The organism is Kitasatospora sp. NPDC056184, assembly GCF_042268405.1.
In the GTDB taxonomy this organism is placed as follows: Bacteria; Actinomycetota; Actinomycetes; order Streptomycetales; family Streptomycetaceae; genus Kitasatospora.
The window spans coordinates 1-22,875 of sequence record NZ_JBHJUI010000028.1; the positions used below are offsets into that span (position 1 = coordinate 1).

24 protein-coding genes and 1 pseudogene are annotated in these 22,875 nt (G+C 72.3%); 11 read left to right on the forward strand and 14 right to left on the reverse strand.

The genetic code is table 11. The annotated features are described in order from the left end of the window. Nucleotides 1-2 precede the first annotated feature (2 nt). Nucleotides 3-368 carry an ATP-binding protein gene (locus ACFC0B_RS34760; protein ID WP_376095300.1) on the reverse strand — a complete coding sequence of 122 codons (366 nt, stop codon included), beginning with the start codon at nucleotides 366-368 and terminating at the stop codon, nucleotides 3-5. 247 nt (nucleotides 369-615) lie between these two features. Here ACFC0B_RS34760 and ACFC0B_RS34765 point away from each other — a divergent pair, with 247 nt between their 5' ends. From ACFC0B_RS34765 to ACFC0B_RS34775, 3 genes are all read left to right on the forward strand, one after another. Next, nucleotides 616-1,479: a helix-turn-helix domain-containing protein gene (locus ACFC0B_RS34765; RefSeq protein WP_376095303.1), complete on the forward strand. Its 864-nt coding sequence runs from the start codon at nucleotides 616-618 to the stop codon at nucleotides 1,477-1,479. Continuing rightward, nucleotides 1,472-1,675 (forward strand): DUF397 domain-containing protein, encoded by a 204-nt coding sequence (locus ACFC0B_RS34770; RefSeq protein ID WP_376095306.1) that lies wholly within the window; start codon nucleotides 1,472-1,474, stop codon nucleotides 1,673-1,675. Before ACFC0B_RS34765 ends, ACFC0B_RS34770 begins: the two co-directional genes overlap by 8 nt. Nucleotides 1,676-1,876: 201 nt before the next feature. Beyond that, entirely contained in the window at nucleotides 1,877-2,401 is a 525-nt protein-coding gene (locus tag ACFC0B_RS34775; protein WP_376095309.1) for a peptidylprolyl isomerase, read from the forward strand. Between the two features lie 38 nt (nucleotides 2,402-2,439). On the opposite strand, the gene ACFC0B_RS34780 is transcribed toward ACFC0B_RS34775, so the two are convergent. Beyond that, nucleotides 2,440-3,024, reverse strand: a complete 585-nt coding sequence (locus ACFC0B_RS34780; protein ID WP_376095312.1) for a TetR/AcrR family transcriptional regulator — start codon at nucleotides 3,022-3,024, stop codon at nucleotides 2,440-2,442. A gap of 92 nt (nucleotides 3,025-3,116) precedes the next feature. On the opposite strand from ACFC0B_RS34780, the gene ACFC0B_RS34785 reads away from it, so the two are divergent. Continuing rightward, nucleotides 3,117-3,554, forward strand: a complete 438-nt coding sequence (locus tag ACFC0B_RS34785) for a DoxX family protein (protein WP_376095314.1) — start codon at nucleotides 3,117-3,119, stop codon at nucleotides 3,552-3,554. 697 nt (nucleotides 3,555-4,251) lie between these two features. Here the strand turns inward: ACFC0B_RS34785 and ACFC0B_RS34790 are convergent. After that, the gene (locus ACFC0B_RS34790) at nucleotides 4,252-4,746 is read right to left on the reverse strand and encodes a peptidylprolyl isomerase (protein ID WP_376095317.1); all 495 of its coding nucleotides are present in this window, start codon (nucleotides 4,744-4,746) and stop codon (nucleotides 4,252-4,254) included. A gap of 124 nt (nucleotides 4,747-4,870) precedes the next feature. On the opposite strand from ACFC0B_RS34790, the gene ACFC0B_RS34795 reads away from it, so the two are divergent. Further along, nucleotides 4,871-6,712, forward strand: a complete 1,842-nt coding sequence (locus tag ACFC0B_RS34795; protein WP_376095320.1) for a tetratricopeptide repeat protein — start codon at nucleotides 4,871-4,873, stop codon at nucleotides 6,710-6,712. Nucleotides 6,713-6,729: 17 nt separating this feature from the next. Here ACFC0B_RS34795 and ACFC0B_RS34800 read toward each other — a convergent pair whose 3' ends face one another. Beyond that, a complete protein-coding gene (locus ACFC0B_RS34800) occupies nucleotides 6,730-7,383 on the reverse strand; it encodes a class I SAM-dependent DNA methyltransferase (RefSeq protein WP_376095323.1) in 654 nt (217 codons plus the stop codon). A gap of 64 nt (nucleotides 7,384-7,447) precedes the next feature. Between ACFC0B_RS34800 and ACFC0B_RS34805 the strand changes: the two genes are divergently transcribed. The 3 genes from ACFC0B_RS34805 to ACFC0B_RS34815 all read left to right on the forward strand — a co-directional run bounded on the left by ACFC0B_RS34805 (nucleotide 7,448) and on the right by ACFC0B_RS34815 (nucleotide 9,645). Continuing rightward, nucleotides 7,448-8,041: an NAD(P)H-dependent oxidoreductase gene (locus tag ACFC0B_RS34805; RefSeq protein WP_376095569.1), complete on the forward strand. Its 594-nt coding sequence runs from the start codon at nucleotides 7,448-7,450 to the stop codon at nucleotides 8,039-8,041. A 184-nt stretch (nucleotides 8,042-8,225) separates the two neighbouring features. Continuing rightward, entirely contained in the window at nucleotides 8,226-8,732 is a 507-nt protein-coding gene (locus ACFC0B_RS34810; protein WP_376095326.1) for a hypothetical protein, read from the forward strand. 289 nt (nucleotides 8,733-9,021) lie between these two features. Then, on the forward strand, nucleotides 9,022-9,645 hold the full coding sequence (locus tag ACFC0B_RS34815) for a hypothetical protein (RefSeq protein ID WP_376095329.1): 624 nt from the start codon (nucleotides 9,022-9,024) through the stop codon (nucleotides 9,643-9,645). A gap of 99 nt (nucleotides 9,646-9,744) precedes the next feature. Here the strand turns inward: ACFC0B_RS34815 and ACFC0B_RS34820 are convergent, their stop codons facing one another. The 4 genes from ACFC0B_RS34820 to ACFC0B_RS34835 form a co-directional block, all read right to left on the reverse strand. Then, nucleotides 9,745-10,227, reverse strand: coding sequence for a GNAT family N-acetyltransferase (locus ACFC0B_RS34820; RefSeq protein ID WP_376095332.1), 483 nt, complete (start codon nucleotides 10,225-10,227; stop codon nucleotides 9,745-9,747). Nucleotides 10,228-10,270: 43 nt separating this feature from the next. Continuing rightward, complete coding sequence (locus tag ACFC0B_RS34825; protein WP_376095335.1) at nucleotides 10,271-11,518, reverse strand: beta-ketoacyl-[acyl-carrier-protein] synthase family protein; 1,248 nt, start codon at nucleotides 11,516-11,518, stop codon at nucleotides 10,271-10,273. A gap of 236 nt (nucleotides 11,519-11,754) precedes the next feature. After that, nucleotides 11,755-12,921 (reverse strand): acyl-CoA dehydrogenase family protein, encoded by a 1,167-nt coding sequence (locus tag ACFC0B_RS34830; protein ID WP_376095338.1) that lies wholly within the window; start codon nucleotides 12,919-12,921, stop codon nucleotides 11,755-11,757. 114 nt (nucleotides 12,922-13,035) lie between these two features. After that, the gene (locus tag ACFC0B_RS34835) at nucleotides 13,036-14,265 is read right to left on the reverse strand and encodes an LCP family protein (protein WP_376095341.1); all 1,230 of its coding nucleotides are present in this window, start codon (nucleotides 14,263-14,265) and stop codon (nucleotides 13,036-13,038) included. Nucleotides 14,266-14,446: 181 nt separating this feature from the next. On the opposite strand from ACFC0B_RS34835, the gene ACFC0B_RS34840 reads away from it, so the two are divergent. Then, nucleotides 14,447-15,784, forward strand: coding sequence for a UDP-glucose dehydrogenase family protein (locus ACFC0B_RS34840; protein ID WP_376095344.1), 1,338 nt, complete (start codon nucleotides 14,447-14,449; stop codon nucleotides 15,782-15,784). A 64-nt stretch (nucleotides 15,785-15,848) separates the two neighbouring features. On the opposite strand, the gene ACFC0B_RS34845 is transcribed toward ACFC0B_RS34840, so the two are convergent. From ACFC0B_RS34845 to ACFC0B_RS34860, 4 genes are all read right to left on the reverse strand, one after another. Further along, nucleotides 15,849-16,268 carry a CoA-binding protein gene (locus tag ACFC0B_RS34845; RefSeq protein ID WP_376095347.1) on the reverse strand — a complete coding sequence of 140 codons (420 nt, stop codon included), beginning with the start codon at nucleotides 16,266-16,268 and terminating at the stop codon, nucleotides 15,849-15,851. Between the two features lie 89 nt (nucleotides 16,269-16,357). Next, nucleotides 16,358-17,593 (reverse strand): dipeptidase, encoded by a 1,236-nt coding sequence (locus tag ACFC0B_RS34850; RefSeq protein ID WP_376095350.1) that lies wholly within the window; start codon nucleotides 17,591-17,593, stop codon nucleotides 16,358-16,360. A 35-nt stretch (nucleotides 17,594-17,628) separates the two neighbouring features. Next, nucleotides 17,629-18,171 (reverse strand): 5-(carboxyamino)imidazole ribonucleotide mutase, encoded by a 543-nt coding sequence (gene purE / locus ACFC0B_RS34855; RefSeq protein WP_376095353.1) that lies wholly within the window; start codon nucleotides 18,169-18,171, stop codon nucleotides 17,629-17,631. After that, nucleotides 18,168-19,286: a 5-(carboxyamino)imidazole ribonucleotide synthase gene (locus tag ACFC0B_RS34860; protein WP_376095356.1), complete on the reverse strand. Its 1,119-nt coding sequence runs from the start codon at nucleotides 19,284-19,286 to the stop codon at nucleotides 18,168-18,170. Before ACFC0B_RS34860 ends, purE begins: the two co-directional genes overlap by 4 nt. Nucleotides 19,287-19,582: 296 nt before the next feature. Between ACFC0B_RS34860 and ACFC0B_RS34865 the strand changes: the two genes are divergently transcribed. Together ACFC0B_RS34865 and ACFC0B_RS34870 are read left to right on the forward strand one after the other, a co-directional pair. Then, entirely contained in the window at nucleotides 19,583-20,155 is a 573-nt protein-coding gene (locus ACFC0B_RS34865) for a GtrA family protein (RefSeq protein ID WP_376095359.1), read from the forward strand. A 162-nt stretch (nucleotides 20,156-20,317) separates the two neighbouring features. After that, a pseudogene (locus tag ACFC0B_RS34870) lies at nucleotides 20,318-20,611 on the forward strand (ester cyclase); the annotation flags it as partial. Between the two features lie 25 nt (nucleotides 20,612-20,636). Here ACFC0B_RS34870 and ACFC0B_RS34875 read toward each other — a convergent pair. Together ACFC0B_RS34875 and ACFC0B_RS34880 are read right to left on the reverse strand one after the other, a co-directional pair. Then, nucleotides 20,637-21,884, reverse strand: a complete 1,248-nt coding sequence (locus ACFC0B_RS34875; protein ID WP_376095362.1) for an ATP-binding protein — start codon at nucleotides 21,882-21,884, stop codon at nucleotides 20,637-20,639. 38 nt (nucleotides 21,885-21,922) lie between these two features. Further along, complete coding sequence (locus ACFC0B_RS34880) at nucleotides 21,923-22,597, reverse strand: response regulator transcription factor (protein WP_030300686.1); 675 nt, start codon at nucleotides 22,595-22,597, stop codon at nucleotides 21,923-21,925. Nucleotides 22,598-22,875: the final 278 nt, after the last annotated feature.

Here is a 22,875-nt window from a genome sequence, read left to right on the forward strand (position 1 = left end):
GTTCACGCGGCGGCGTCCAGCTCGAACCAGGTGACCTTGCCGGTCTTGGTGGGGGTGGCGCCGAAGCGGTGGGTGAGGGCGTGGACGAGGTGGAGGCCACGGCCGGAGAGCGCGAACGGGTCGGTGGCGGTGGGCGGTTCGGGGAGGGTGGGGCTGTCGTCGCAGACGGAGACGCGGAGGGTGCGGGGGCGCAGCACGACGATGACGTGGGGCGCCTGGGACCCGGCGTGCTTCCACGCGTTGACGAAGAGCTCGTGGAGGGCGAGTTCGGCGTCGGCGATGGCGTCCGGCTGCCAGTTGGAGGCGAGGAGGGCGGCGCGCAGCTCGTCACGGGCGGCGGACCAGTCGGGCGGGTTGAAGGCACGCATGGGAGACCTCCGGGATGGTGAGGGGTGGGGAGGTGTCGACAGGCAGAGGGTGCCTACTGCCTGAGAAACGGACATTTCTGACGATCCGTCGGACCGTAGAACGACCATAGCGCGCGGTCACTAAAAATTTAGTGCAGAAGCCCAAAGTTCCCCCTGAAGTGGGGCTGCCGGCCGGAGGGTCCGTTCCAGTTGGACCCCCAAGTGGCCCGCGCGGCACACTGGCCCCACTCGATGCCGAAAGGACACCATGCCCGGTCGCAGCAACCCGACTCTTCGCCAGCGACGGCTCGGCGCGGAGCTACGCAAGATGCGCGAGCAGGCCGGACTCGGCGGCACGGAACTCGGCCGACTCCTCGGCGCAAGCCCGTCAGTGGTGACGCAGATGGAGAGCGCGAGAATCGGCGTGAACGCGGAGCGCGTGCGCTCCTTCGCCGCAGCCTGCAAGTGCACCAATCAGCCCCTCATCGACGCGCTGGTCGAGATGGCCGCCGAACGCGGCAAGGGCTGGTGGGAGGAATATCTGGGAGTCCTACCGACAGACTTCCTAGAGGTCGCAGAGATGGAGGCACATGCCCATAAGCTCTACACCTGGGCCACCACCTACATCCCTGGACTTCAGCAGACCGGGACCTACGCTTCGGCGGTCTTCTCCCGCATTTCCCCGCCGCTGCCGCGCCATGACATCGACGTCAGGACCGCGTTTCGCGTGCAGCGCCAGCGCGTGGTCAGAACCCGCCGGACACCATACGTCTCGTTCATCCACGAAGCCGCGCTCCGGATGCAGTTCGGGGGCCCCAGGGTCCTCGCGGACCAACTCGCAGCCCTGATCGAAGCTTCCGATCAACCCAGCATGTCCGTGCGCGTTGTCCCCTTCGACATGGACACCTTCCCTGGCGCTGGCGAGAACATCATGTACGCCGAAGGTCCGGTTCCGGAGCTCGACACCCTTCAGATGGACAGTGCCCAGGGCGTCCTCTTCTTCCACTCACAGGCAGACCTGGCAAACCAGCGTGCGACGTTCGCAGGGCTGGACTCCACGGCTCTCCCCGAGGAGGACTCACGAGATTTCATCCGGAATATCGCAAGTGAGCTGAAGGGCAAGTATGAGTAAGTCTGCATGGCAGAAGTCCAGCTACAGCGGCGCGTCAAATGAATGCGTCGAGGTACGCAACATGGACATCCTGGTCGAGCTACGTGAGTCCGACAGCGGAGAGATCGTCATCCGCACCACGCCTCGCAAGTTCGCCAAGTTCCTCCAGGACATCAAGAACGGCGAGTTCGACCACCACGCCGAGCACACGGCCTGACTCGAACCCCCGTGTGGCTCCTCGCCGAACAAGCGAGGAGCCACACGGGATCGATCACTACATCTTTAGTGAAGTGTGGCTGCAAGAGTACCGGAACGACAGGCTCAGAGGCCCTGTTCAGCACTCACGAACGGGTGAATCTGGGCCTGCATGACAGGATCAGGGCGGTCTGGCCACCCCGTAGAAAGGCTCTCCCTCGCCATGGGCTCGCAGCACTACGCCGTCATCACGACCAACCACGGCTCCATCACCGCCAAGCTCTTCCAGTTCCACACCCCTCGCACCGTGCGCAACTTCGTCGAACTGGCCGAAGGCTCCCGGGAGTGGACGGATCCCTCGACCGGGACCACCACCACCGCTCCCCTCTACAACGGGACGACCTTCCACCGCGTCATCCCCAACTTCATGATCCAGGGCGGCGACCCGCTCGGCGACGGCACCGGTGGCCCCGGCTACGCCTTCCCCGACGAGTTCCACCCCGAACTCTTCTTCACCAAGCCCTACCTCCTGGCCATGGCCAACGCGGGCCCGAACACCAACGGCTCGCAGTTCTTCATCACCACCCGCGCCACCCCCCACCTCAACCGCAAGCACACCATCTTCGGCGAGGTCACCGACCCCGCCGGCCAGAAGGTCGTCGACTCCATCGCCGCCACCCCGACCGGCCCCGGCGACCGCCCCCTCGAACCCGTCGTCATCGAGTCGATCACCATCGAAGTCCGCTAACCCCCCACCCGGAGTAGGAAGTCGACCCCGCCGACTTCCTACTCCACACCCTCCGCGCCACCCCCGAACACCACCCGCAACACCTCCTTCGCCAGCTCCTCCACGTCCCCCTCCCCCCGGCTCTCCGGCAGCGCGCCGTTCAGCCACAGGCTCGCGAACCCGTGCGCCAGCGACCACGCCGCAATGGTCGTCGCCCGCTCCTCCCCCGTTCCCGCCCCCCGTGAGAGCTTCCGGCCGCTCGCCGCCAGCACCGCCCCCGCCCGCTCGCGCGACGCCGCCAGCTCCGGGTCCTCCGCCCGGTACAGCTCCGGCCGGAACATCACCTCGAAGTACGCCCGGTGGTCCACCGCGAACCGCACGTACGCCACCCCCGACCCGTACGGATCCCCCGCCGCCCGCTCCAACGCGTCCGCGAACTGCTCGAACCCCTCCGCCGCGACCGCCGTCAGCACCCCCGCCTTGTCCCCGAAGTGGTGCGCCGGCGCGGCATGCGACACCCCCGCCCTTCGCGCCAGCTCCCGCAGGCTCCACCCCGACGGCCCCGACTCCTCGATCGCCGCCAGCGCCGCGTCCAGCACCGCCCGCCGCAGGTTTCCGTGGTGGTAGCTCTCGGCCTTCCCCATCCCCGCTCCCTCTCCTCTCGACGTCACATCTAGCCATTGACAAGATTACCCCGCCGCGCAAATCTTGTCAGTGACAAGATTGGAGCGTCCCCATGGCCCCGCTCATCGCCCTCCTCGGCGGCTTCGCCGTCCTCCGCCTGCTCGGACTCCTCGCCGTCGACGGCCTCGACGCCTGGCAGCCCGCCGTCCGCGGCGCCCTCGCGCTGATGTTCGTCACCACCGGCGTACCGCACTTCCTGCCCGCCTTCCGGCGCGACTTCGCCGCGATGATCCCGCCCGCGCTCCCCCGCCCCGCCCTGCTCGTCACCCTCACCGGCGTCCTCGAACTGGCCGGCGCCGTCGGCCTGCTCGTCCCGCCGCTCGCCCCCTACGCCGCCGCCGGGCTCGCGCTGCTGATGCTCGCGATGTTCCCCGCCAACGTGTACGCCGCCCGCCACCGCCTCACGCTCACCGGGAAGCCGGTCACCCCGCTGCCCGCGCGCACGGCGCTCCAGGTGCTGTTCGTCGCGGCGGCGGTGGCGGCGGTCTGACCGGAGTAGGAAGTCGGCCGATCCGACTTCCTACTCCGCAGCCGGGCCTCACCGAGATCGGCCAACGCGTACGCCGCTCCCCGGTGACCGCCGACAGCCCCGAACAGCTCCACGGCCCGGGCGGTCGTGAGCTGGTGGTGGTGCAGGCGGGCGCGGGCCTCCTCCCATGAGTCGGCGCGACCTCGGTCGTCCGCGTAGAGGCGGACGAGGTCACGCAGGCGCCGGCGGCGCCAGGGCTGGCCGGGTTCCGCCAGTTGGGCGCGGGCGAGGTCCTGGAGGAGCTCCTCCGTGGCGTACGGGTCGTCGGTGGAGTCGGCGAGCTGGGCGGCGGACTCGGTCGATATGTCGGGCCCGGATTGAGCGGGAGGAGGCGGAAGAGGCGGGCGTGGGGCTCGTCGAGGGCCTGGTGGGACAGGTCGAAGGCCGCCCGCACCGCCCGGTCCTCACCGCGGAGGCGGTCCGGGTGAGTATGGGCGGCCGCCAGCGCCTGAACGAGGGAGGCGGCCGGCCGAGCGGGAACGTCGGCGAGCAGGGCCACCGCGATGCGCGGGGCGAGCGGCAGCCCGGCGCAGAGGCGGGCGAGGGCGAGGACGTCCTCAGGTGCGTCGGCGGGGCTGGGGTCGGCGGCGAAAACGCGCGGACGCGGCCCGCCATGGTGTGCGGGCCGCGTCCGAATGCGGAGGGAAGGGGCGAGCCCTTACTCCACGATGCCGGACTTGGCGATGGTGACCTTCGCCTTGGGCGCACCGCTCTGCGAGCCGAGCGCCTCGATCTGCTTCACGAGGTCCAGGCCGTCGACGACCTCGCCGAAGACGACGTGCTTGCCGTCCAGCCAGTCGGTGACGATGGTGGTGATGAAGAACTGCGAGCCGTTGGTGTTCTTGCCCGCGTTGGCCATCGAGAGCTGGCCCGGCTTGGTGTGCTTGACCTGGAAGTTCTCGTCCGCGAACTTCTCGCCGTAGATGCTCTTGCCGCCGGTGCCGTTACCGCGGGTGAAGTCACCGCCCTGGAGCATGAACGCCGGGATGATGCGGTGGAAGGACGAGCCCTCGTAGCCGAAGCCGTTCTGGCCGGTGGCCAGCTCACGGAAGTTCCTCGCGGTCTTCGGGACGATGTCGTCGAAGAGCGTGAAAACGATGCGGCCGGCCGGCTCGTCGTTGATGGTGATGTCGAAGAAAACGTTGCTACCCATGCAGGGATCATGGCATGCCGGGCGCCCCGACGCGCGGCACCCCCCGGCCTCCGGTCACGCTCCGCCGACCGGTGATCAACCGGTTCGGTCCCCCGCGGGGCGGGGCTTGAGCCAGGATGGCGGCGTGGGAAACGGGGAGGACAGGGTCCGCAACGAGGTCAGCGGCAGCGAGGCCGGCAACGTGTTCCAGGCCGGGACCATGCACGTCGCCCTCGGGGCAGCAGTGGGTGGCGGGCCCGCGCCGACGGCGCTCGCGTCGCTGCCCGCGCCCCCGGTGGACCTGGTGGGGCGCGGCGAGGTGTCGGAGGCGCTGCTGGCACTGCTCGCGCCGTCGGCGGGGGACGGCGGGCCGGTGCTGGTGTCCGCCGTCGCCGGGCTCGCGGGCGTCGGCAAGACGGCGCTCGCGCTCTACGCGGCGCACGAGGCCGTACGGCGCGGCTGGTTCCCGGGCGGGGTGCTGTACGTACCGCTGCGCGGCTACCGGCCCGGCGCCGCGGTGAGCGGCGAGCAGGCGGTCGGCGCGCTGCTGCGGGCGCTCGGCGTCCGCGACCACGACGTGCCGCCGACGGCGGAGGAGCAGGCCGGACTGTACCGCTCCGAGCTGGCCCGGCGGGCGGCGGAGGCCGGGGCGGTACTGGTGCTCGCGGACGACGCCTCGGCGGCGGAGCAGGTGGCGCCGCTGGTACCGGCGGACTCCTGCCACCGGCTGCTGGTCACCTCCCGGGACAGCCTGCACTCCCCCGGCTTCCCGGCGCGGCTGGTGCCGCTCGGGGTGCTGGGGTCGACGGAGGCCGGGGAGCTGGTGGCGACGGCGCTGCGCCGGGCCCGGCCGGAGGACGGACGGGCGGCGGCGGATCCGCAGGCGCTGGCGGCGATCGCGGAGCACTGCGGGCACCTGCCGCTGGCCCTGCAGATCGCGGCGGCGCTGCTGGTGGACGACCCGGGGCTGCCGCTCGCCGATCTCGCGGAGGAGCTGGCGGACACCGGGAGCCGACTGGACGCCCTGCGGCACGGCGACGGCGGCGGGATGTCGCTCGCGGTGGCGGGAGCGTTCGAGCTGTCCTACCGGCGGCTGCCGGAGGAGACGGCCCGGGTGCTGCGGCTGACGACGGTGAACCCGGGGCCGGACGTGTCGACGGAGGCGGTCGCCGTCCTGGCCGAGCTGGGGAAGCCGGCGGCCCGGCGGCACCTGGCGGCCCTGGCCCGGGCGAACCTGCTGGCGGAGCAGCCGGTGGGCTCGGGGCGGTGGCGGGCGCACGACCTGGTGCGGCTGTACGCGGCGCGGCTCATGGAAGCGGACGGGGAGGAGGCCGGGGCGGCGTGGAGCCGGCTGCTCGGGTACTACGTGGGCCACGGTTACGCCGCACGACGCAACGGGGAACAGGAGGACATACAGCGCCCTGAAGTGGCGCGTTTCCCGGATGAGGCGAGTGCCGACGCCTGGCTACGGGCAGAGTTCGACAATCTCATGGCTTCCTTGGATTCCAGCGTCGCCGACCATCGGACCAGGCTCGACCTGGCCAGGATCCTCACCGACCATCTGGGGGTCCAGTTCTACCTGACTGCCCTTTCGACGGCCCAGCTCGTGATCAAGGCCAACGCAGAACGCGGAACCGGCCGGGTCTCGGCCACCCTCAACGTACTCCGCGATGCTCTCGCGATGCTGGGAAGGCTCGACTGGGCCCGGACCACCGAAGGCCGCAGGCATACGATCGAACCACCCACCAAGGCCGCCGTCCTCACCAGTGCTGCGGGAATGCTGTTCCAAGCCGGCCGGTACGAGGAGGCCGTCGAAGCCGGACACCATGCCCTCGTTGTCCACCGCGCAACGGGAGACCGGTTCGAGGAGGGTGTCGTCCTGAGTCTTCTCGGGCTCGTGTTCGGATCCATGGGGCGCCTCAAGGAGGCCGCTGATGCCCTCACCCAAGCCCTCGCCATCCACCAGGGAGCAGCAGCCGGAGCCTGACGAGTAGCCGCTCGCGTCTACTCCGCCTTGTGGGCGAGGAGGTAGGCCTGCTGGGTCCGCTCGTCCTCCTCCGGCTCGCGGACGAGGCGGGTGGTGACCTTCAGGCCGGCCTCGGCGGCCAGGGCCTCGATGTGGGCGGGCTGTTGGCGGCGGAAGTCCAGGGTGACCGGGTGGCCGAAGGGGTCCTCGATGCGTAGCGCGGCATCGCCTACCTGGAAGGCGAGGACCAACGGGGCGCCGGGGGCGAGGGTGCGGTGGAACTCGGCGAAGACCCTCGGCAACTGCTCGGCCGGGGTGTGGATGATCGAGTACCAGGCCACGACGCCGGCCAACTCGCCGTCCGCGTAGGGCAGGTCGAGCAGGGAGCCGACCTGGAACGGGATCTCCGGGTGCGCGGCGCGGGCCACCTCCACCATGCGCGGGGAGAGGTCGAGGCCCGAGACGTCCAGGCCGAGGGCCGCCAGGTGGCCGGTGATCCGGCCCGGGCCGCAGCCGAGTTCGGCGACGCGGCCGCCGCCCGCCGTCGTGACCAGCTCGGCGAAGGCGGCGAGCACGGCCCGGTCCCAGGTCGCGGTGGCCAGCGCGCCGCCGTAGCGGTCGGCGTAGTCCGCGGCGACGGCGTCGTAGAACGTCCGGGCGGCGGTGAGGAATTCGGGCTCGGTGGTGGTCACGCCGGTCGACCCTACCGGGGTTAGGATCGGCCGATCGGGAGGGGCGGAAGGGGAGGTTGTGAAGATGCGGGTCGGGGTCTATCTGGCACATCCGAGGCCGGGGAGCTTCAATCACGCGCTGTTCGAGGCCGTGGTGGACGAGTTGCACGGCCGGGGCGCCGAGGTCGTCGCGCACGATCTGTACGCCGAGGGGTTCTCGCCGCTGCTCACCGCCGACGAGACGGAGACGGTGGCCGCGAGCGAGGACGCGGGGGACGGGCAACTCGCGCTGCACCGGGCCGAGGTGGCGACGCTGGACGCCCTCGTGCTGGTGCACCCCAACTGGTGGGGCATGCCGCCCGCCGTGCTCGCCGGGTGGGTGCAGCGGGTGATGGTGCCGGGCGTCGCGTACAAGCTGGGGACGGCGGACGGGGAGCCCGTCGGGCTGCTGCGGGCCGGGCGGGCGCTGGTGCTGAACACCTCCGACACCCCCGAGTCCCGGGAGCGCGAGGAGTTCGGGGATCCGCTGGAGCGGATCTGGGCGGCGTGCGTACTGCCCTACGTCGGGGTGGCGGACGTTCGTAGACGGGTCTTCCGCACCGTGACCGATTCCTCGGACGGCGAGCGCGCACTGTGGCTGCGCCAGGCGCGGGAGGACGCGGCGGCGCTGATCGGCTGACGCGGACCGGAGGCATCGGGCCCGGGTGCGTAGACGGCGGGCGGCGGGCTGATCGTCCGGGGCCGCGCACCGGGCTGACGGCCCACCGTGCGTGCTAGAACCGTCGGCGGCAGTGACCGCTCACCCGCGATCACCGCCCCCTGCACCGTGCATCCACCGACAGTTCCTCCACCGAAGGAGAACCATGTCCGTCGCACGCACCGCACGCACCGCACGCACCGCACGCACCGTCCGATCCGGCCTGCTCGCGGCCTCGGCCGCGGTGACCCTGCTGCTCTCCGGCGCCGCCGCCACCGCGCCCGCCTCCGCCACCGCCACGACGACCACCGGCCTGGACGGCACCTACGCCTGCTCCGTCCCGGCCGGCTACGTCTACGACGGGGTGTCCATGAACCGCGCCTGCAGCGGCGGCGGCAGCTGGAACACTCCGCAGTTCCACCTGCGCACCCCCGTCGACGGCCTCACCGCCTGTACCGGCGCGCCGGGCTTCACCTACGACTCCATCGGCCACAGCACCACGTGCAGCCAGTCGTCGGGCGCCACCGCCAGCACCTTCCACCTGCGGATTCCGGCCATCGGCATGTGGGCGTGCAGCGTCCCGGCCGGCTGGACCTACAGCGCCACCGGCTCGGGCCTGGACTGCGCCGCCGTCCAGGGCGTGCCGGGCACCAGGTTCCTCCTGGCCCACTGACCGGGCTCGCCCGTGGCCACGGACGGGTGGCCCGGCGGCGGCCGGGCCACCCGTCCGCACCGGCTGCGCCGGGCGCGGCAGCGGGCGGCGACGCCGATCGGCTGACATGAACCGGAGGAAACGCACGGCGGAGCGTAGACGGCGGGCGGCGGAATGATCGTCGGGTGCGGAGCACCGGGCCGACGGCCCACCGTGCGTGCTAGAACCGTCGACGGCAGTGAACGCTCACCCGCGACCACCGCCGTCAGCACCGTGCACCCATCGGCAACTCCTCCACCGAAGGAGAACCATGTCCGTCGCACGAACCGCCCGTACGCTCCGGAGCGCCCTGCTCGCGGCCTTCGCCGCGCTGGCGCTGCTGCTCTCCGGCGCCGCCGCCACCGCGCCCGCCTCGGCCGCCACGACCACCACGACCACCACCACCGGTCTGGACGGCGTGTGGGCCTGCGACGTGCCGGCCGGCTACGTCTACGACCAGGTCTCCATGAACCGCAGCTGCAGCGGCGGCGGCAGCTGGAACTCGCCCCAGTTCCACCTGCGCACGCCCGTCGACGGGCTGACCGCGTGTATCAGCAACCCGGCGTTCGTCTACGACTCCATCTCCTGGGGCTACGCGTGCAGCCAGCAGTCCGGCGTGATCTCCAACGCCTACCACCTGCGCACCCCGTACGACGGTCTCACCGCGTGCGTGGGCACCCCGGCCTTCACCTATGACTTCACCGGCCGCAGCACCTCCTGCAGCCTGTTGTACGGGAGCAGCATCCCGTCCACCACCTTCCACCTGCGCACGCCGGTGAACGGCATGTGGGCGTGCGACGTCCCCCGCGGCTGGACCTACAGCGCCACCACCTCGAACCTGGACTGCGCCAGCGGCCCGAACGTCCCGACCACCAAGTTCCTCCTGGTCCACTGAGGCCGAGCACGGCCCGCGGAACGGACGGGCGGCCCGGCAACGGCCGGGTCGCCCGTCCGGCCCGCCTTCCCCGTCCGGCCCGCCCCCCGTTCGGCCCGGCTACAGCTCCAGCTCCGCGACCTCCTGGTCCCCGCTGAACCCGCCCGTCGGCCGGAAGCCGAGGCGGGCGTAGAAGCCCGCCGGGCCGCCCTCCCCGGGCACGTAGGTGACGCCGACCCGGGTGCCGCCGCGGCGGCGGATCTCGGCCGCGACCTGCTCGACCGCGAAGCGGCCGTAGCCCCGGCCCTGGGTGTCGGCGGCGATGTTGAGGCGCCAGAGACCCGAGCGCGGTTCGTCGCCGGGCTGGAAGACGACGTCGAAGAAGGCCATCACGAAGCCGACCAGCCGCTCGCCGTCGTAGACCAGCCGCGGCCAGGCGGTCCCGCCGTACGCGTACGCCTCGGCCAGCGAGGTGGCCACCGGGGCGACCAGGTGCGCCTGGTCCGGACGGACCTTCAGCTCCAGGGCGGCGTCGATGTTCTTCGGGGTGACCGGTTCGAGCCGCAGGGCGGGTGCCGCGGACGGTTCCGTGGACGTCAACATGCCCGTCACCCTAGTGAGCGCCCGCCCGCCGGTCGCCCGGTTTTCACGGCGCCGGCGTGAACACCAGCGAGGCGTTGTGGCCGCCGAAGCCGAAGGCGTTGGTGAGCGCCGCGCCGAGCGGGCCCCGGCGGGCGGCGCCCGCGACCACGTCGAGCTTGACCGCCGGGTCCTGCCGCTCCAGGTTGCGGGTGGGCGGGACGGCGCCGTCGCGCAGCGCGAGAACGGTCGCGAGCGCGCCCACCGCGCCGGCCGCGCCGAAGAGGTGGCCGGTCATCGACTTGGTGGCGGTGACCAGCGGGTGGGCGCCGATCGCCGCGGTGACCGACTCGGCCTCGACCAGGTCCCCGAGCGGGGTGGAGGTGGCGTGGGCCTGGACGAGCGCGATGTCCAGCGGCGACAGCCCGGCCTCGGCGACGGCCCGGCGCATCGCGCGGACCTGGCCCTCGGCGGCGGCCGCGGTGATGTGGTGGGCGTCCGAGGTGACCGCCGCGCCGGCCAGGGCGGCGTGGGCGCGGGCCCGGCGGGCGGCGGCGAAGCCGGCCCGCTCCAGGACGACGACGGCCGCGCCCTCGCCGATCACGAAGCCGTCCCGGTCGGTGTCGAACGGGCGGGAGGCGCGGCCGGGCTCGTCGTTGCGCAGCGAGTGGGCCCTGGCCTGGGCGAAGCCGGCCAGCGTCAGCGGGCAGATGCACGCCTCGGCGCCGCCCGCCACCACCACGTCGGCCCGGCCCAGGCGGATGAGGTCCAGGCCGAGCGCGATCGCCTCGGCGCCGGACGCGCAGGCGCTCACCGGGGTGTGGGCGCCGGCCCGGGCGCCCAGCTCGATGGAGACCCAGGCGGCCGGGCCGTTGGCCATCAGCATCGGCACGGTGTGCGGGGAGACCTTCCGGACGCCGGAGGCCTCCAGGACGTCGTCCTGGCCGAGCATGGTGAGCGCTCCGCCGGTGCCGGTGCCGATCACCACGGCCAGCCGCTCGCCGTCGACCTCGGGGGCGCCGGCGTCGGCCCAGGCCTCGCGGGCGGCGACCAGCGCGACCTGCTCGCAGCGGTCGAGCCGCCGGGCCCGGACCCGGTCGAGGACCTCGGTGGGTTCGACCGCGAGCTGTCCGGCGATCCGGATCGGGAGGTCGGCGGCCCAGTCCGCCTCGATCGGCCGGATGCCGCCGTCGCCGGCCAGCATGGCGGTCCAGGTGGAGGCGACGTCGCCACCGAGCGGTGTGGTCGCCCCGAGGCCGGTGACCAGCACCGGCTCTGCGACGGGGCCCCGGGTCCGGTTGTTGTCAGTACCCATCGAAAAAGCTCCATGGCTTCTGTGGAGGTTGTGGGACAGGCACAACTCCCCGCTCCGGTGGGAGTGGGGGGCCTTCGCCTCTCAACCCACCCTGCCACGGGAATGACGGCCGTTCAGGTGTGTCTGGCAACCGATTCACCGGACCGGCGATTGTGGGAACCCCATAGTTCCGGTGCAACGACAGGAGCCCCCGGCCGAGGAGGTCGGCCGGGGGCTCCGGTGGGTGCCGAAGGGTGTTACGGCAGGTTGCGGGCCATCACGATGCGCTGGATCTGGTTGGTGCCCTCGTAGATCTGCGTGATCTTCGCGTCCCGCATCATCCGCTCCACCGGGTAGTCCCGCGTGTACCCGTACCCGCCCAGCAACTGCACCGCGTCCGTCGTGATCTCCATCGCCGCGTCCGACGCGAAACACTTCGCCGCCGCACCGAAGAACGTCAGATCCCCGTCCCCCCGCTGCGACCTCGCCGCCGCCGCGTACGTCAGCTGACGCGCCGCCTCCAGCTTCATCGCCATGTCCGCCAGCATGAACTGCACACCCTGGAAGTCACCGACCGGCTTCCCGAACTGCCGCCGCTCCCGCACATACCCCTTCGCGTAGTCCAACGCCCCCTGCGCGATCCCCAGCGCCTGCGCCGCGATCGTCACCCGCGTGTGGTCCAGCGTCCGCATCGCCGTCGCGAACCCCGTCCCCTCCGCACCGATCATCCGGTCCGCCGGAATCCGCACATCGTCGAAGTACACCTCACGCGTCGGCGACCCCTTGATCCCCAGCTTCCGCTCCGGCGCACCGAACGACACCCCCGCGTCGCCCTTCTCCACCACGAACGCCGAGATCCCCTTCGAGCGCTTCTCCGGATCCGTCACCGCCATCACCGTGTAGAACTCCGACACACCCGCGTTGGTGATCCACCGCTTCACCCCGTTCAGCACCCAGAAGTCCCCCTCGCGCACCGCCCGCGTCCGCATCCCCGCCGCGTCCGACCCCGCCTCCGGCTCCGACAGGCAGTACGAGAACATCCCCTCGCCCCGCGCCAGCGCCCCCAGGTACCGCGCCTTCAACTCCTCCGAACCCGACAGCTGCACCGGCAGCGAACCCAGCTTGTTCACCGCCGGGATCAGCGACGACGAGGCGCACACCCGCGCCACCTCCTCGATCACGATCACCGTCGCCAGCGCGTCCGCCCCCGCACCCCCGAACTCCTCCGGCACGTGCACCGCGTGCAGATCATTCGCCTGCAACGCCTCCAGCGCCTCCCGCGGGAACCGGCCCTGCTCGTCCACCTCCGCCGCGAACGGAGCGATCTTCGCCTCCGCCAGCGAACGCACCGCCTCACGGAGCATCCCGTGCTCCTCGGAGACCCGGAAGAGATCGAAGTCCGCCGCCCCTGCGCTGCCCGCCATGATGCCTGCCTCTTCGGAGAGTCGATGTCGGAGAGTCGTTCCAGCCGCTCCAGCCCTGGAACCGGTTAATTACCGTTCAGTAGATCCTAGGCCTCCGACCTGCGGCTGCCTAGGTCAGTCGACGTCCGCCCCGAGGGTGTCGCCGGCGCCGCGCTCCTGGAAGTACTGCTCCGTGCGGTCGTTGCGGATCGCCTCCCAGAGCCGCTCCGCCGGGCGGTCGGCCAGCAGCACCACGCTCTGCTCGCCCCGGGTCGCGAAGCCGCCGAACGGCGCGTTCAGGAAGCGCACGCCGTCCGGGCGCAGCGAGCGCAGGCTCCAGGCGAGCTGGAACAGGTCGGTGTTGGAGAGCCGGTCGTCGACGCTGACCACCTCGCCGACCGTGCCCAGCAGACCGCCGAGCCGCGCCGGGCTGCCGAGCGTGCCGGAGTCCATCACCTTGAGCATCAGCGCCCGCAGGAAGTTCTGCTGGCGCTTGGTGCGGTCGAGGTCGCCGCCGGGCAGTCCGTAGCGCTCGCGGACGTAGAGCAGCGCGGTGGCGCCGTCCATGTGGTGGGTGCCGGCCTCCCAGGCGCGGGCCTCGCCGACGCCCTCGATGGTGCGCGGGACGGTGATGTCGACGCCGCCGACCGCGTCGGTGAGGGCGCGGAAGCCGTTCCAGTCGATCACCGCGAGGTGGTCGACGCGGATGCCGGTGAGGTTCTGCACGGTCTCGGTCATCAGCGCCGGGCCGCCCCAGGAGTAGGCGGCGTTGAGCTTGGCCTCGCCGTGGCCGGGCACCGGCACCCAGGTGTCCCGGGGCAGCGAGACCAGGGTCGCGGAGCGGCGGTCCTCGGAGAGGTGCAGCAGCATCATGGTGTCGCTGCGGGCCGCGCCGGCCTGCCAGGCCGGGGCCTTGGCGGCGCTGCCGGTGGTGGGGGTGTCGGAGCGGGCGTCCAGGCCGACCAGCAGGAGGTTGAGGCCGCTGTCCGGGACGGGCTTCGGCTGGGCGGCCTCCGGCGCGGTCGGGAAGGCGTCCGGGATGCGGCGGACGGAGGAGGCGTAGTGCTCGGCCGTCCACCAGAGGGCGCCGCCGGCGCCGAGGACGAGGGCGAGCAGGGTGGCGACGGTCCAGAGCAGGACCCGCCGGGTGCGGCGGCGCCGGGACGGCGGCTCGGGGGCGTCCCCGGGCAGGTCCTCGGGTCGGTCGCCGGCTCCCCCACCGGGCTCCTCCGACGGTTCCCCCGGCTGCTCCCCCGGCCGATCCCCCGACGGTTCCCGCGGCTGTTCCCGCGGCTCGAAGAGGCTCAGCCCGGAGGGGGCCGGCCGCCGTTCGGGCTCGCCCGACTGCTCGTCCTCCGGCTCCATGGGCGTATTGTGCCGTCGGCCCGGGTCCGTGTGCAGGGGCTTTGCCGAGCTTCGCGGACAACGGCCGGAACCGGGGCCCCGCGGGACGGTCTGGGACCTCCCCGTAGGGCCGGATAGCATCGGTGGGCGCGGCCGCCACCCGGCGCCGTGCGCCGCCCGTCGCCCGCCCGAAGGGGAAACCGTGACCCTCCGCATCTCCGTGATCGGCACCGGCTATCTCGGCGCCACCCACGCCGCCGCCATGGCGGAGTTCGGCTTCGAGGTGCTGGGGCTGGACATCGACCCGGAGAAGATCGCGACGCTGACCGCGGGCAAGGTCCCGATGTACGAGCCGGGCCTGTCCGAACTGCTGCTCAAGCACGTGGCCGGGCACGAGGGTTCGACCGGGCGGCTGCGGTTCACCACCTCCGTCGAGGAGGCCGCGACCTTCGGCGACGTGCACTTCGTCTGCGTCAACACCCCGCAGCGCAAGGGCGAGTTCGCCGCCGACATGTCGTACGTGGACGCCGCGATCGACGCGCTGGCCCCGCACCTGACCCGCCCGGTGCTGGTGGTCGGCAAGTCCACCGTGCCGGTCGGCTCGGCGGGCCGGCTGGCGGAGCGGCTGGCCGCGCTGGCCCCGGTCGGCGAGGGCGCCGAACTCGCCTGGAACCCGGAGTTCCTGCGCGAGGGCTTCGCCGTCCAGGACACCCTGCGCCCGGACCGGATCGTGGTCGGCGCCCACAGCGAGTACGCCGAGCGGATGCTGCGCGCGGTGTACGCCGAGCCGATCGCCGCCGGGGTGCCGTTCCTGGTCACCGACTACGCGACCGCCGAGCTGGTGAAGACCGCCGCCAACTCCTTCCTGGCCACCAAGATCTCCTTCATCAACGCGATGGCCGAGGTCTGCGAGGCGGCCGGCGCCGACGTCACCCAGCTGAGCGCGGCGCTCGCGCTGGACGAGCGGATCGGCGGCAAGTTCCTCAACTCCGGCCTGGGCTTCGGCGGCGGCTGCCTGCCCAAGGACATCCGGGCGTTCATGGCGCGGGCCGGCGAGCTGGGCGCCGACCAGGCGCTGACCTTCCTGCGCGAGGTCGACTCGATCAACATGCGCCGCCGCTCCCGGATGGTCGAACTGGCCCGCGAGCAGTGCGACGGCGGCTTCCTGGGCCGGCGGATCGCCGTCCTCGGCGCCGCGTTCAAGCCCAACTCGGACGACATCCGGGACTCGCCGGCGCTCAACGTCGCCGCCCAGATCCAGCTCCAGGGCGCGCAGGTCACCGTCTACGACCCCAAGGCGATGGACAACGCGCGCAAGATGTTCCCCGGCCTCGCCTACGCGCCCTCGGCGCTGGAGGCCGCCGAGGGCGCCCACGTCGTGCTGCACCTCACCGAGTGGCAGGAGTTCCGCGCGCTCGACCCGGCCGAGCTGGGCGCGGTGGTCGCCGAGCGCCGCCTGCTCGACGGCCGCAACGTCCTGGACGCCGAGGCCTGGCGCGCGGCCGGCTGGACCTACCGCGCCCTCGGCCGCCCGAGCTGACAGCACGCACCCCCCGGGCCCCGCCGGACGCCGGTCGTCCGGCGGGGCCCGGGAGTGTGCGGCGTCAGCCCCGGACCGGGCCGAGGCGGGGGATCTCGATGGCGGGGCAGCGGTCCATCACCATGTCGAGGCCGGCGGCGCGGGTGCGCTCGCGGGCGGCCTCGTCGATCACGCCGAGCTGGAACCAGACGGCCCGGGCGCCGGCGGCGACCGCCTCGTCGGCGACCTGGCCGGCGAGCTCCGAGCGGACGAAGACGTCGACCACGTCGACGTCGAACGGGACGTCCGCGAGGGACGCGTACCCCTGCTCGCCGAGCACCGTCTCCGCCTTGGGGTGCACGGGCACGATCCGCTTGCCGAAGCGCTGCAGCACCTCGGCCACCCCGTAGGCCGCGCGCCCCCGGTTGGAGGACAGGCCCACGACGGCCCAGGTGTCGCCCAGCTCGGTGAGGATCCTGCGGACCGTCTCCCGGTCGTCGTCCATGCCCTGCCTCCTCGTCTCCGGGCACCCCCGGTCGGGGTGCCTCCCCCTCGGCCCCAGCGCGGCCGGGGGTCCGGTCATTCCCGGCCCGGTCAGCCGTCCACGCCGGGCAGGCCCGCGAGGGTGGCGAGGGACGGGGTGCGGCCCTCGGCGCGCAGGCGGGCGGCGGCGGACTCGGCGTCGCGCAGGACGCGGACGGCGTTGTGCCAGGTGAGCTTGCCGAGGTCGGTCTCGGACCAGCCGCGGCGCAGCAGTTCGGCGATCAGGTTGGGGTAGCCGGCGACGTCGTCCAGGCCGTCCGGGAGGAAGGCGGTGCCGTCGAAGTCGCCGCCGATGCCGATGTGGTCGATGCCGGCGACCTCGCGCATGTGGTCGAGGTGGTCGGCGACGGTGGCCGCGGTGGCGATCGGGCGCGGGTTGGCCTGCTCGAAGGCGCGCTGGCAGGCCATCCCGGCCGGGGTGGTGTCGAGGTGGTCGAACCCGTGGGCCTCCATGTTCTCGTCCGCGGCGGCGGTCCACTCGATGGCGGCGGGCAGGATGAACTTGGGCACGAAGGTGGCCATCGCCACGCCGCCGTTGCCGGGGAGCAGGCCGAGCACGTCGTCGGGGATGTTGCGCGGGTGGTCGCAGACGGCGCGCGAGGAGGAGTGCGAGAAGAGCACCGGTGCCTCGCTGACCCGCAGGGCGTCGCGCATGGTGTCGGCGGAGACGTGCGAGAGGTCGACGAGCATGCCGAGCCGGTTCATCTCCCGGACGACCTCCTCGCCGAAGGCGGTGAGGCCGCCCGCGGCGGGCTTGTCGGTCGCCGAGTCGGCCCACGGGGTGTTGTCGTTGTGGGTGAGCGTCATGTAGCGGACGCCGAGCGCGTACAGGGCGCGCAGGGTGGCGAGCGAGCAGTCGATGGAGTGGCCGCCCTCGGCGCCGATGAGGGAGGCGATGCGGCCCTCGGCGCGGGCGGCCTCCAGGTCGTCGGCGGTGACGGCGAGCCGCAGCCGGTCGGGGAAGCGGTCGACCAGGGCGTGGACGAAGTCGATCTGTTCGAGGGTGGCGCTGACGGCGTGGTCCCCGGCGAGGCGGCTGGGCACGTAGACGGACCAGAACTGCGCGCCGACCCCGCCCGCGGTGAGGCGGGCGAGGTCGGTGTGCAGACGGGCGCTCTGGTCGGCGGCCAGGTCGAGCGCGTCGAGGTCGTAGCCGACCTGCTCGCGCATCGCCCAGGGGAGGTCGTTGTGGCCGTCCACCACGGGGGTGGCGCTCAGGACCGCCCGGGCGCGCTCCAGCAGGGCGGCGTCGTCGGCGGGGGTGGAGTCCAGCAGCTCAGAGGTCATACGAGCTGTTGTATCCGATAGGACTACTTTTGGGACTACTTCCCGAAGCCGAAGGAGGCCGAACCCGCCACCTTGGCCCGGAGCTTCTTGCCCTTCTCGGTGGCCTGGCCGTTCAGCTCGGCCTGGAAGTCGGTCATCCGCTCGGTCAGCTCCGGGTCGAACGCGGCCAGCATCCGCACCGCGAGCAGGCCCGCGTTGCGCGCGCCCGCCACCGAGACGGTCGCCACCGGCACGCCGGCCGGCATCTGCACGATCGACAGCAGGCTGTCCATGCCGTCCAGGTAGCGCAGCGGCACCGGCACGCCGATCACCGGCAGCGGGGTGACCGAGGCGAGCATGCCCGGCAGGTGCGCGGCGCCGCCGGCGCCGGCGATGATCGCCTTCAGCCCGCGCTTGTGGGCGTTCTCGCCGTAGGCGACCATCTCGCGCGGCATCCGGTGCGCCGAGACGACGTCGACCTCGTAGGGGATCTCGAACTCGTCGAGGGCCTGGGCGGCGGCCTCCATCACGGGCCAGTCGGAGTCCGAGCCCATGACGATGCCGACCACCGGAGAGGTCGGAGAGGTGGGGGCGCTCATTCGGTGATCGTTCCTCGCAGGTAGGCGGCCGCGTGGCGGGCGCGCTCGCGGACGTCGTCGAGGTCGTCCCCGAAGACGTTGACGTGGCCGACCTTGCGGCCGGGCTTCACGTCCTTGCCGTACATGTGGATCCGCAGGCCGGGGTCGCGGGCCATGCAGTGCAGGAAGGCGTGGTACATGTCCGGGTAGTCGCCGCCCAGGACGTTGACCATGACCGTCCACTTGGCGCGCGGCCGGGGGTCGCCGAGCGGCAGGTCGAGGACGGCCCGCAGGTGGTTCTCGAACTGCGAGGTGACGGCGCCGTCCTGGCTCCAGTGCCCGGAGTTGTGCGGCCGCATGGCCAGCTCGTTGACCAGGATCCGGCCGTCGCGGGTCTGGAACAGCTCGACGGCGAGGTGGCCGGTGATGTCCAGCTCGCCGGCGATCCGCAGGGCGAGCTGCTGGGCCTCGTCGGACAGCGCCGGGTCGAGGTCGGGCGCCGGGGCGGTGACCTCGGCGCAGACGCCGTTCTCCTGGACGCTCTCCACCACCGGGTAGGCGACGGCCTGGCCGCTGGGCGAGCGGACCACGTTGGCGGCCAGCTCGCGGACGAAGTCGACCTTCTCCTCGGCCAGCACCGGGACGCCGGCGAGGAACGGGGCCGCGGCCTCCTCCTCGTCGCCGACCACCCAGACGCCCTTGCCGTCGTAGCCGCCGCGGACGGTCTTGAGGACCACCGGGTAGCCCGTGCCCTCGCCCGCGAACGCGGTCACGTCGGCCGGGTCGGCGACGATCCGGTGCCGGGGGCAGGGGACGCCGATGGAGTCCAGCTTGGCCCGCATCACGCCCTTGTCCTGGGCGTTGACCAGCGCCTCCGGGCCGGGGCGGACGGCGACGCCGTCGGCCTGCAGGGCCCGCAGGTGCTCGGTCGGCACGTGCTCGTGGTCGAAGGTGATCACGTCGCAGCCCTCGGCGAAGCGCCGGAGGGTGGCGAGGTCGCGGTAGTCGCCGAGGACGACGTCGGAGACGACCTGCGCCGCCGAGTCCTGGGGAGTGTCGGCGAGGAGCTTGAACCGGATCCCGAGCGGGATGCCCGCCTGGTGTGCCATGCGGGCAAGCTGCCCGCCGCCGATCATGCCCACCACTGGAAAATTCGCGTTGCCCGGGGAAGTCACCCGGCCAGGATATCCGGGCCGGTCGGAGGGCGTGGAACCGCTCCCCGCACAACGGCGTCCCAGAGGACGGGCCCGGGTGGACGCGCGGGAGGGGCTGAGCCGATCGGCGGAACGGGGTAGCCTGGGCGGCTAGGTCCTGGTACGCGCGGTCCGATCATGTGCGTGCACGCAGGGCTCAAGGGGTTGACGGCGCTCAGGCCGCGGCACCCTTTCGTCCGCAGGCACGCAGGCACGCACGCACACGGAGGCAGCCCGGTATGGCGACGACCACGGCGTCGAACCCCTCGCTGGCGCAGAAACTGCGCGGCCTGTCGGGCGAGGCGGTGAAGTTCGGCGTGGTCGGCCTCAGCGGTGTCGTGGTGAACTTCGCCGTCTTCTGGGTCTGCATCAACGGCCTGCACCTGGCCTCGCTGCGCTCCAACATCGCCGCCACGCTGGTCGCGATCGCCACCAACTACCTGGGCTACCGCTACTGGCTGTACCGGGACCGGGACGCCGCCTCGCGCAAGCGGGAGATCACGCTGTTCCTGGTGTTCAGCGGCGCCGGCATGCTGATCGAGACCGGGGTGCTCGGCTTCTCGGTGTACGCGCTGGGGCTCTCCTCGCACTTCGAGCAGCTGGCCGCGAAGGTCGGCGGCCTGGCGCTCGGCACGGTGTTCCGCTTCATCTCCTACCGCACCTGGGTGTTCAAGGCCGTCCCGGAGCCGACCGAGGAGCAGCTCGCCGCGGCCCGCGCCGAGTCGGCCGCGGACGCGCCGGCCGCCGGCGTGGTCGCCCAGGCCGAGCTGATGCTGGCCACCGAGCAGATCCGGTTCGCCAAGGCCGAGTAGGGCCTCGTAGGACCGAGTAGTGCCTCGCAGGACCGAGCGGCGCCGAGCGGCCCGGCCACCCCCCTCCGGTTGCCGTCCGGGCCGCCACGGGAGGACAGTGGTGGCGGAGGGCGAGCACGGTCCGCGAACGATCGAGGCCGCGGGGGACGCAGGAGGCTCGCCATGACCTTCGTCCAGATCATCGACTGCCGGACCGACCACCTCGACGAGTTCAACGGGCTGCTGGACCGCTGGGTGGACCAGACCGAGGGCCGGCGGACGGTCGACCACGCGATGGTCGGCACCGACCGCTCCGACCCGCGGCACGTGGTGGAGATCGTCGAGTTCCCGTCGTACGAGGCCGCGATGCGCAACTCCGGCCTGCCGGAGACCGACCGGATCTACCGCGAGATGGTCGCGCTCTGCGACGCGCCGCCCACCTTCACGGACCTGGACGTCGTCCGGGACGCCCAGCTCTGACGCCGCGTTCCGGCGCCGGGCCTCACCCCTCGCGCTGGCTGCGGCCCAGGAAGAGCGCGAACACCGCCGGCCGCAGCGAGAGCAGCTCCAGCCGCCCGCCGTCCGCCTCCGCGAGGTCGCGGGCGACGGCGAGGCCGATGCCGGTCGAGTTGCGGCCGCTGACCGCGCGCTCGAAGACCCGGTTGCCCAGCTCGGCCGGCACCCCGGGGCCCTCGTCCTGCACCTCGACGACCACCGACGTCCCCGACGGCCGCGCCCGCAGGGTGATCGTGCCGGCGCCGTGCATCAGCGAGTTCTCGATCAGGGTGGCCAGCACCTGGGCGACCGTCCCCGGGGTGCCGACGGCGGTGACCCCGCGCAGGCCCTCGACCTGGAGCACCCGGCCGGTGCCGCGCAGCGACGGCCCCCACTCCTCGACCTGCTGCTTGACCACGTCGTCGAGGTCGAAGGCGACGGCCGTGGGGCTGCGCGGGTCGCGCTGGGTGGTGAGCAGCCGCTGGACGACGTCGGTGAGCCGCTCGACCTGCTGGAGGGCGATGGTGGCCTCCTCCTTGACGGTCTCCGGATCCTCGGCGAGCGCGGTGATCTCCTCCAGCCGCATGGAGAGCGCGGTCAGCGGGGTGCGCAGCTGGTGCGAGGCGTCGGCGGCGAGCCGGCGTTCGGCGGTGAGCATCCGGGCGATCCGTTCGGCGCTGGTGTCGAGCACCTCGGCGACCCGGTCGAGTTCGGGCACGCCGTAGCGGCGGTCGCGCGGGCGCGGGTCGCCGGAGCCGAGCCGTTCGGCGGTCTCGGCGAGGTCGGTGAGCGGGCGGGCCAGCCGCTTGGCCTGCCAGACGGCCAGCGCCACGGCGGCCTGCACGGCGAGCAGCGCGACCACGCCGAGCAGCAGCAGCATGTTGGCGATCTCGTGGTCGACCGCCTCGCGGGACTGCTCCACGGTGACGGTCTCGCCGCTGGCGCCGCGCTCGACGGCCGTGAGCAGATGGGTGCTGTCGGGCCGGGCTCCGCTGGAGACGACCCCCTGACCGGGGATGTCGACCTCGACGTACTGGCCCTCGGAGACCTGGTTGGCGAACTTGTCGCCGGTGACCGGCTCCTTGGCGGCGAGCCGGTTCTCCACCAGGGCGAGCACCCGGACCGCGGCGGCGTCCACCCGGTCCTGGGCGCTGTTGACGATGGTGCGCTTCTCGACCAGGGCGAGCGGGACGCAGAACACCACGACCACCACGAGGACGACGCACAGCAGCGAGTTGATCATCCGGCGTTTCACGCTGCCGCTCCCCGTGCTGGTACCTGCCCCTGCCGGGGCTAATTCTTCTCGAACCGGAAGCCCACGCCGCGCACGGTGGCGATGTAGCGGGGGTTGGCGGCGTCGTCGCCGAGCTTCTTGCGCAGCCAGGAGATGTGCATGTCCAGGGTCTTGGTGGAGGTCCACCAGGTGGTGTCCCAGACCTGCCGCATGATCTCCTCGCGGGTGACCACCCGGCCGGCGTCCCGGACGAGCACCCGCAGCAGCTCGAACTCCTTGGCGGAGAGGGTGAGCTCCTCCTCGCCGAGCCAGGCGCGGTGCGACTCGATGTCGATCTTGACGCCGTGCGCACCGGTGGTGAGCTGGTCGACGTTGCCGCGCCGGAGCAGGGCCCGGACCCGGGCGAGCAGTTCGGCGAGGCGGAAGGGCTTGGTGACGTAGTCGTCGGCGCCGGCGTCCAGGCCGACCACCGTGTCGACCTCGTCGGCGCGGGCGGTGAGGACCAGGACGGGGCAGCTGCGGCCGTCCGCGCGCAGCCGGCGGCAGACCTCCAGCCCGTCCATCTCGGGCAGGCCGAGGTCCAGGACGACGAGGTCGACCTCCTCGCCGAGCCCCGCGGCCAGTGCGGACGGACCGTCCTCGCGGACGAGAACCTCGTATCCCTCGCGGCGCAGTGCCCGGGCGAGCGGTTCGGAGATCGCCGGATCGTCCTCGGCGAGCAGCACACAGGTCATGTGGTGATGGTAGTCGGCCGGGGAATGCCCGTCGGCGCCGTGAGGTAGTTCACACTGCGTGATCGTTATACAGAGTGCGATCACACCCCAACCGACACGCCCGGACCGCTCGTTCGGTGAAGATCTTCCGTTTTGATCTTGCAACTGAAGGAATTTGGCCGGTCGTACCATGGATCATCGAAGCGAATCTGTCGCTGGCTTTACCATCGCCATACCTAATTGGCCTCTTTTGTCAGCTGATAACGCCAAATGTCGCCACGTAGAGTGGTTCTGTCCAC

Coding starts and splice junctions, on each gene's coding strand:
- ACFC0B_RS34760 (WP_376095300.1), bottom strand. CDS start 368: ATGCGTGCCTTCAACCCGCCCGACTGGTCCGCCGCCCGTGACGAGCTG.
- ACFC0B_RS34765 (WP_376095303.1), top strand. CDS start 616: ATGCCCGGTCGCAGCAACCCGACTCTTCGCCAGCGACGGCTCGGCGCG.
- ACFC0B_RS34770 (WP_376095306.1), top strand. CDS start 1,472: ATGAGTAAGTCTGCATGGCAGAAGTCCAGCTACAGCGGCGCGTCAAAT.
- ACFC0B_RS34775 (WP_376095309.1), top strand. CDS start 1,877: ATGGGCTCGCAGCACTACGCCGTCATCACGACCAACCACGGCTCCATC.
- ACFC0B_RS34780 (WP_376095312.1), bottom strand. CDS start 3,024: ATGGGGAAGGCCGAGAGCTACCACCACGGAAACCTGCGGCGGGCGGTG.
- ACFC0B_RS34785 (WP_376095314.1), top strand. CDS start 3,117: ATGGCCCCGCTCATCGCCCTCCTCGGCGGCTTCGCCGTCCTCCGCCTG.
- ACFC0B_RS34790 (WP_376095317.1), bottom strand. CDS start 4,746: ATGGGTAGCAACGTTTTCTTCGACATCACCATCAACGACGAGCCGGCC.
- ACFC0B_RS34805 (WP_376095569.1), top strand. CDS start 7,448: ATGCGGGTCGGGGTCTATCTGGCACATCCGAGGCCGGGGAGCTTCAAT.
- ACFC0B_RS34810 (WP_376095326.1), top strand. CDS start 8,226: ATGTCCGTCGCACGCACCGCACGCACCGCACGCACCGCACGCACCGTC.
- ACFC0B_RS34815 (WP_376095329.1), top strand. CDS start 9,022: ATGTCCGTCGCACGAACCGCCCGTACGCTCCGGAGCGCCCTGCTCGCG.
- ACFC0B_RS34820 (WP_376095332.1), bottom strand. CDS start 10,227: ATGTTGACGTCCACGGAACCGTCCGCGGCACCCGCCCTGCGGCTCGAA.
- ACFC0B_RS34825 (WP_376095335.1), bottom strand. CDS start 11,518: ATGGGTACTGACAACAACCGGACCCGGGGCCCCGTCGCAGAGCCGGTG.
- ACFC0B_RS34830 (WP_376095338.1), bottom strand. CDS start 12,921: ATGGCGGGCAGCGCAGGGGCGGCGGACTTCGATCTCTTCCGGGTCTCC.
- ACFC0B_RS34835 (WP_376095341.1), bottom strand. CDS start 14,265: ATGGAGCCGGAGGACGAGCAGTCGGGCGAGCCCGAACGGCGGCCGGCC.
- ACFC0B_RS34845 (WP_376095347.1), bottom strand. CDS start 16,268: ATGGACGACGACCGGGAGACGGTCCGCAGGATCCTCACCGAGCTGGGC.
- ACFC0B_RS34850 (WP_376095350.1), bottom strand. CDS start 17,593: ATGACCTCTGAGCTGCTGGACTCCACCCCCGCCGACGACGCCGCCCTG.
- purE (WP_376095353.1), bottom strand. CDS start 18,171: ATGAGCGCCCCCACCTCTCCGACCTCTCCGGTGGTCGGCATCGTCATG.
- ACFC0B_RS34860 (WP_376095356.1), bottom strand. CDS start 19,286: ATGATCGGCGGCGGGCAGCTTGCCCGCATGGCACACCAGGCGGGCATC.
- ACFC0B_RS34865 (WP_376095359.1), top strand. CDS start 19,583: ATGGCGACGACCACGGCGTCGAACCCCTCGCTGGCGCAGAAACTGCGC.
- ACFC0B_RS34880 (WP_030300686.1), bottom strand. CDS start 22,597: ATGACCTGTGTGCTGCTCGCCGAGGACGATCCGGCGATCTCCGAACCG.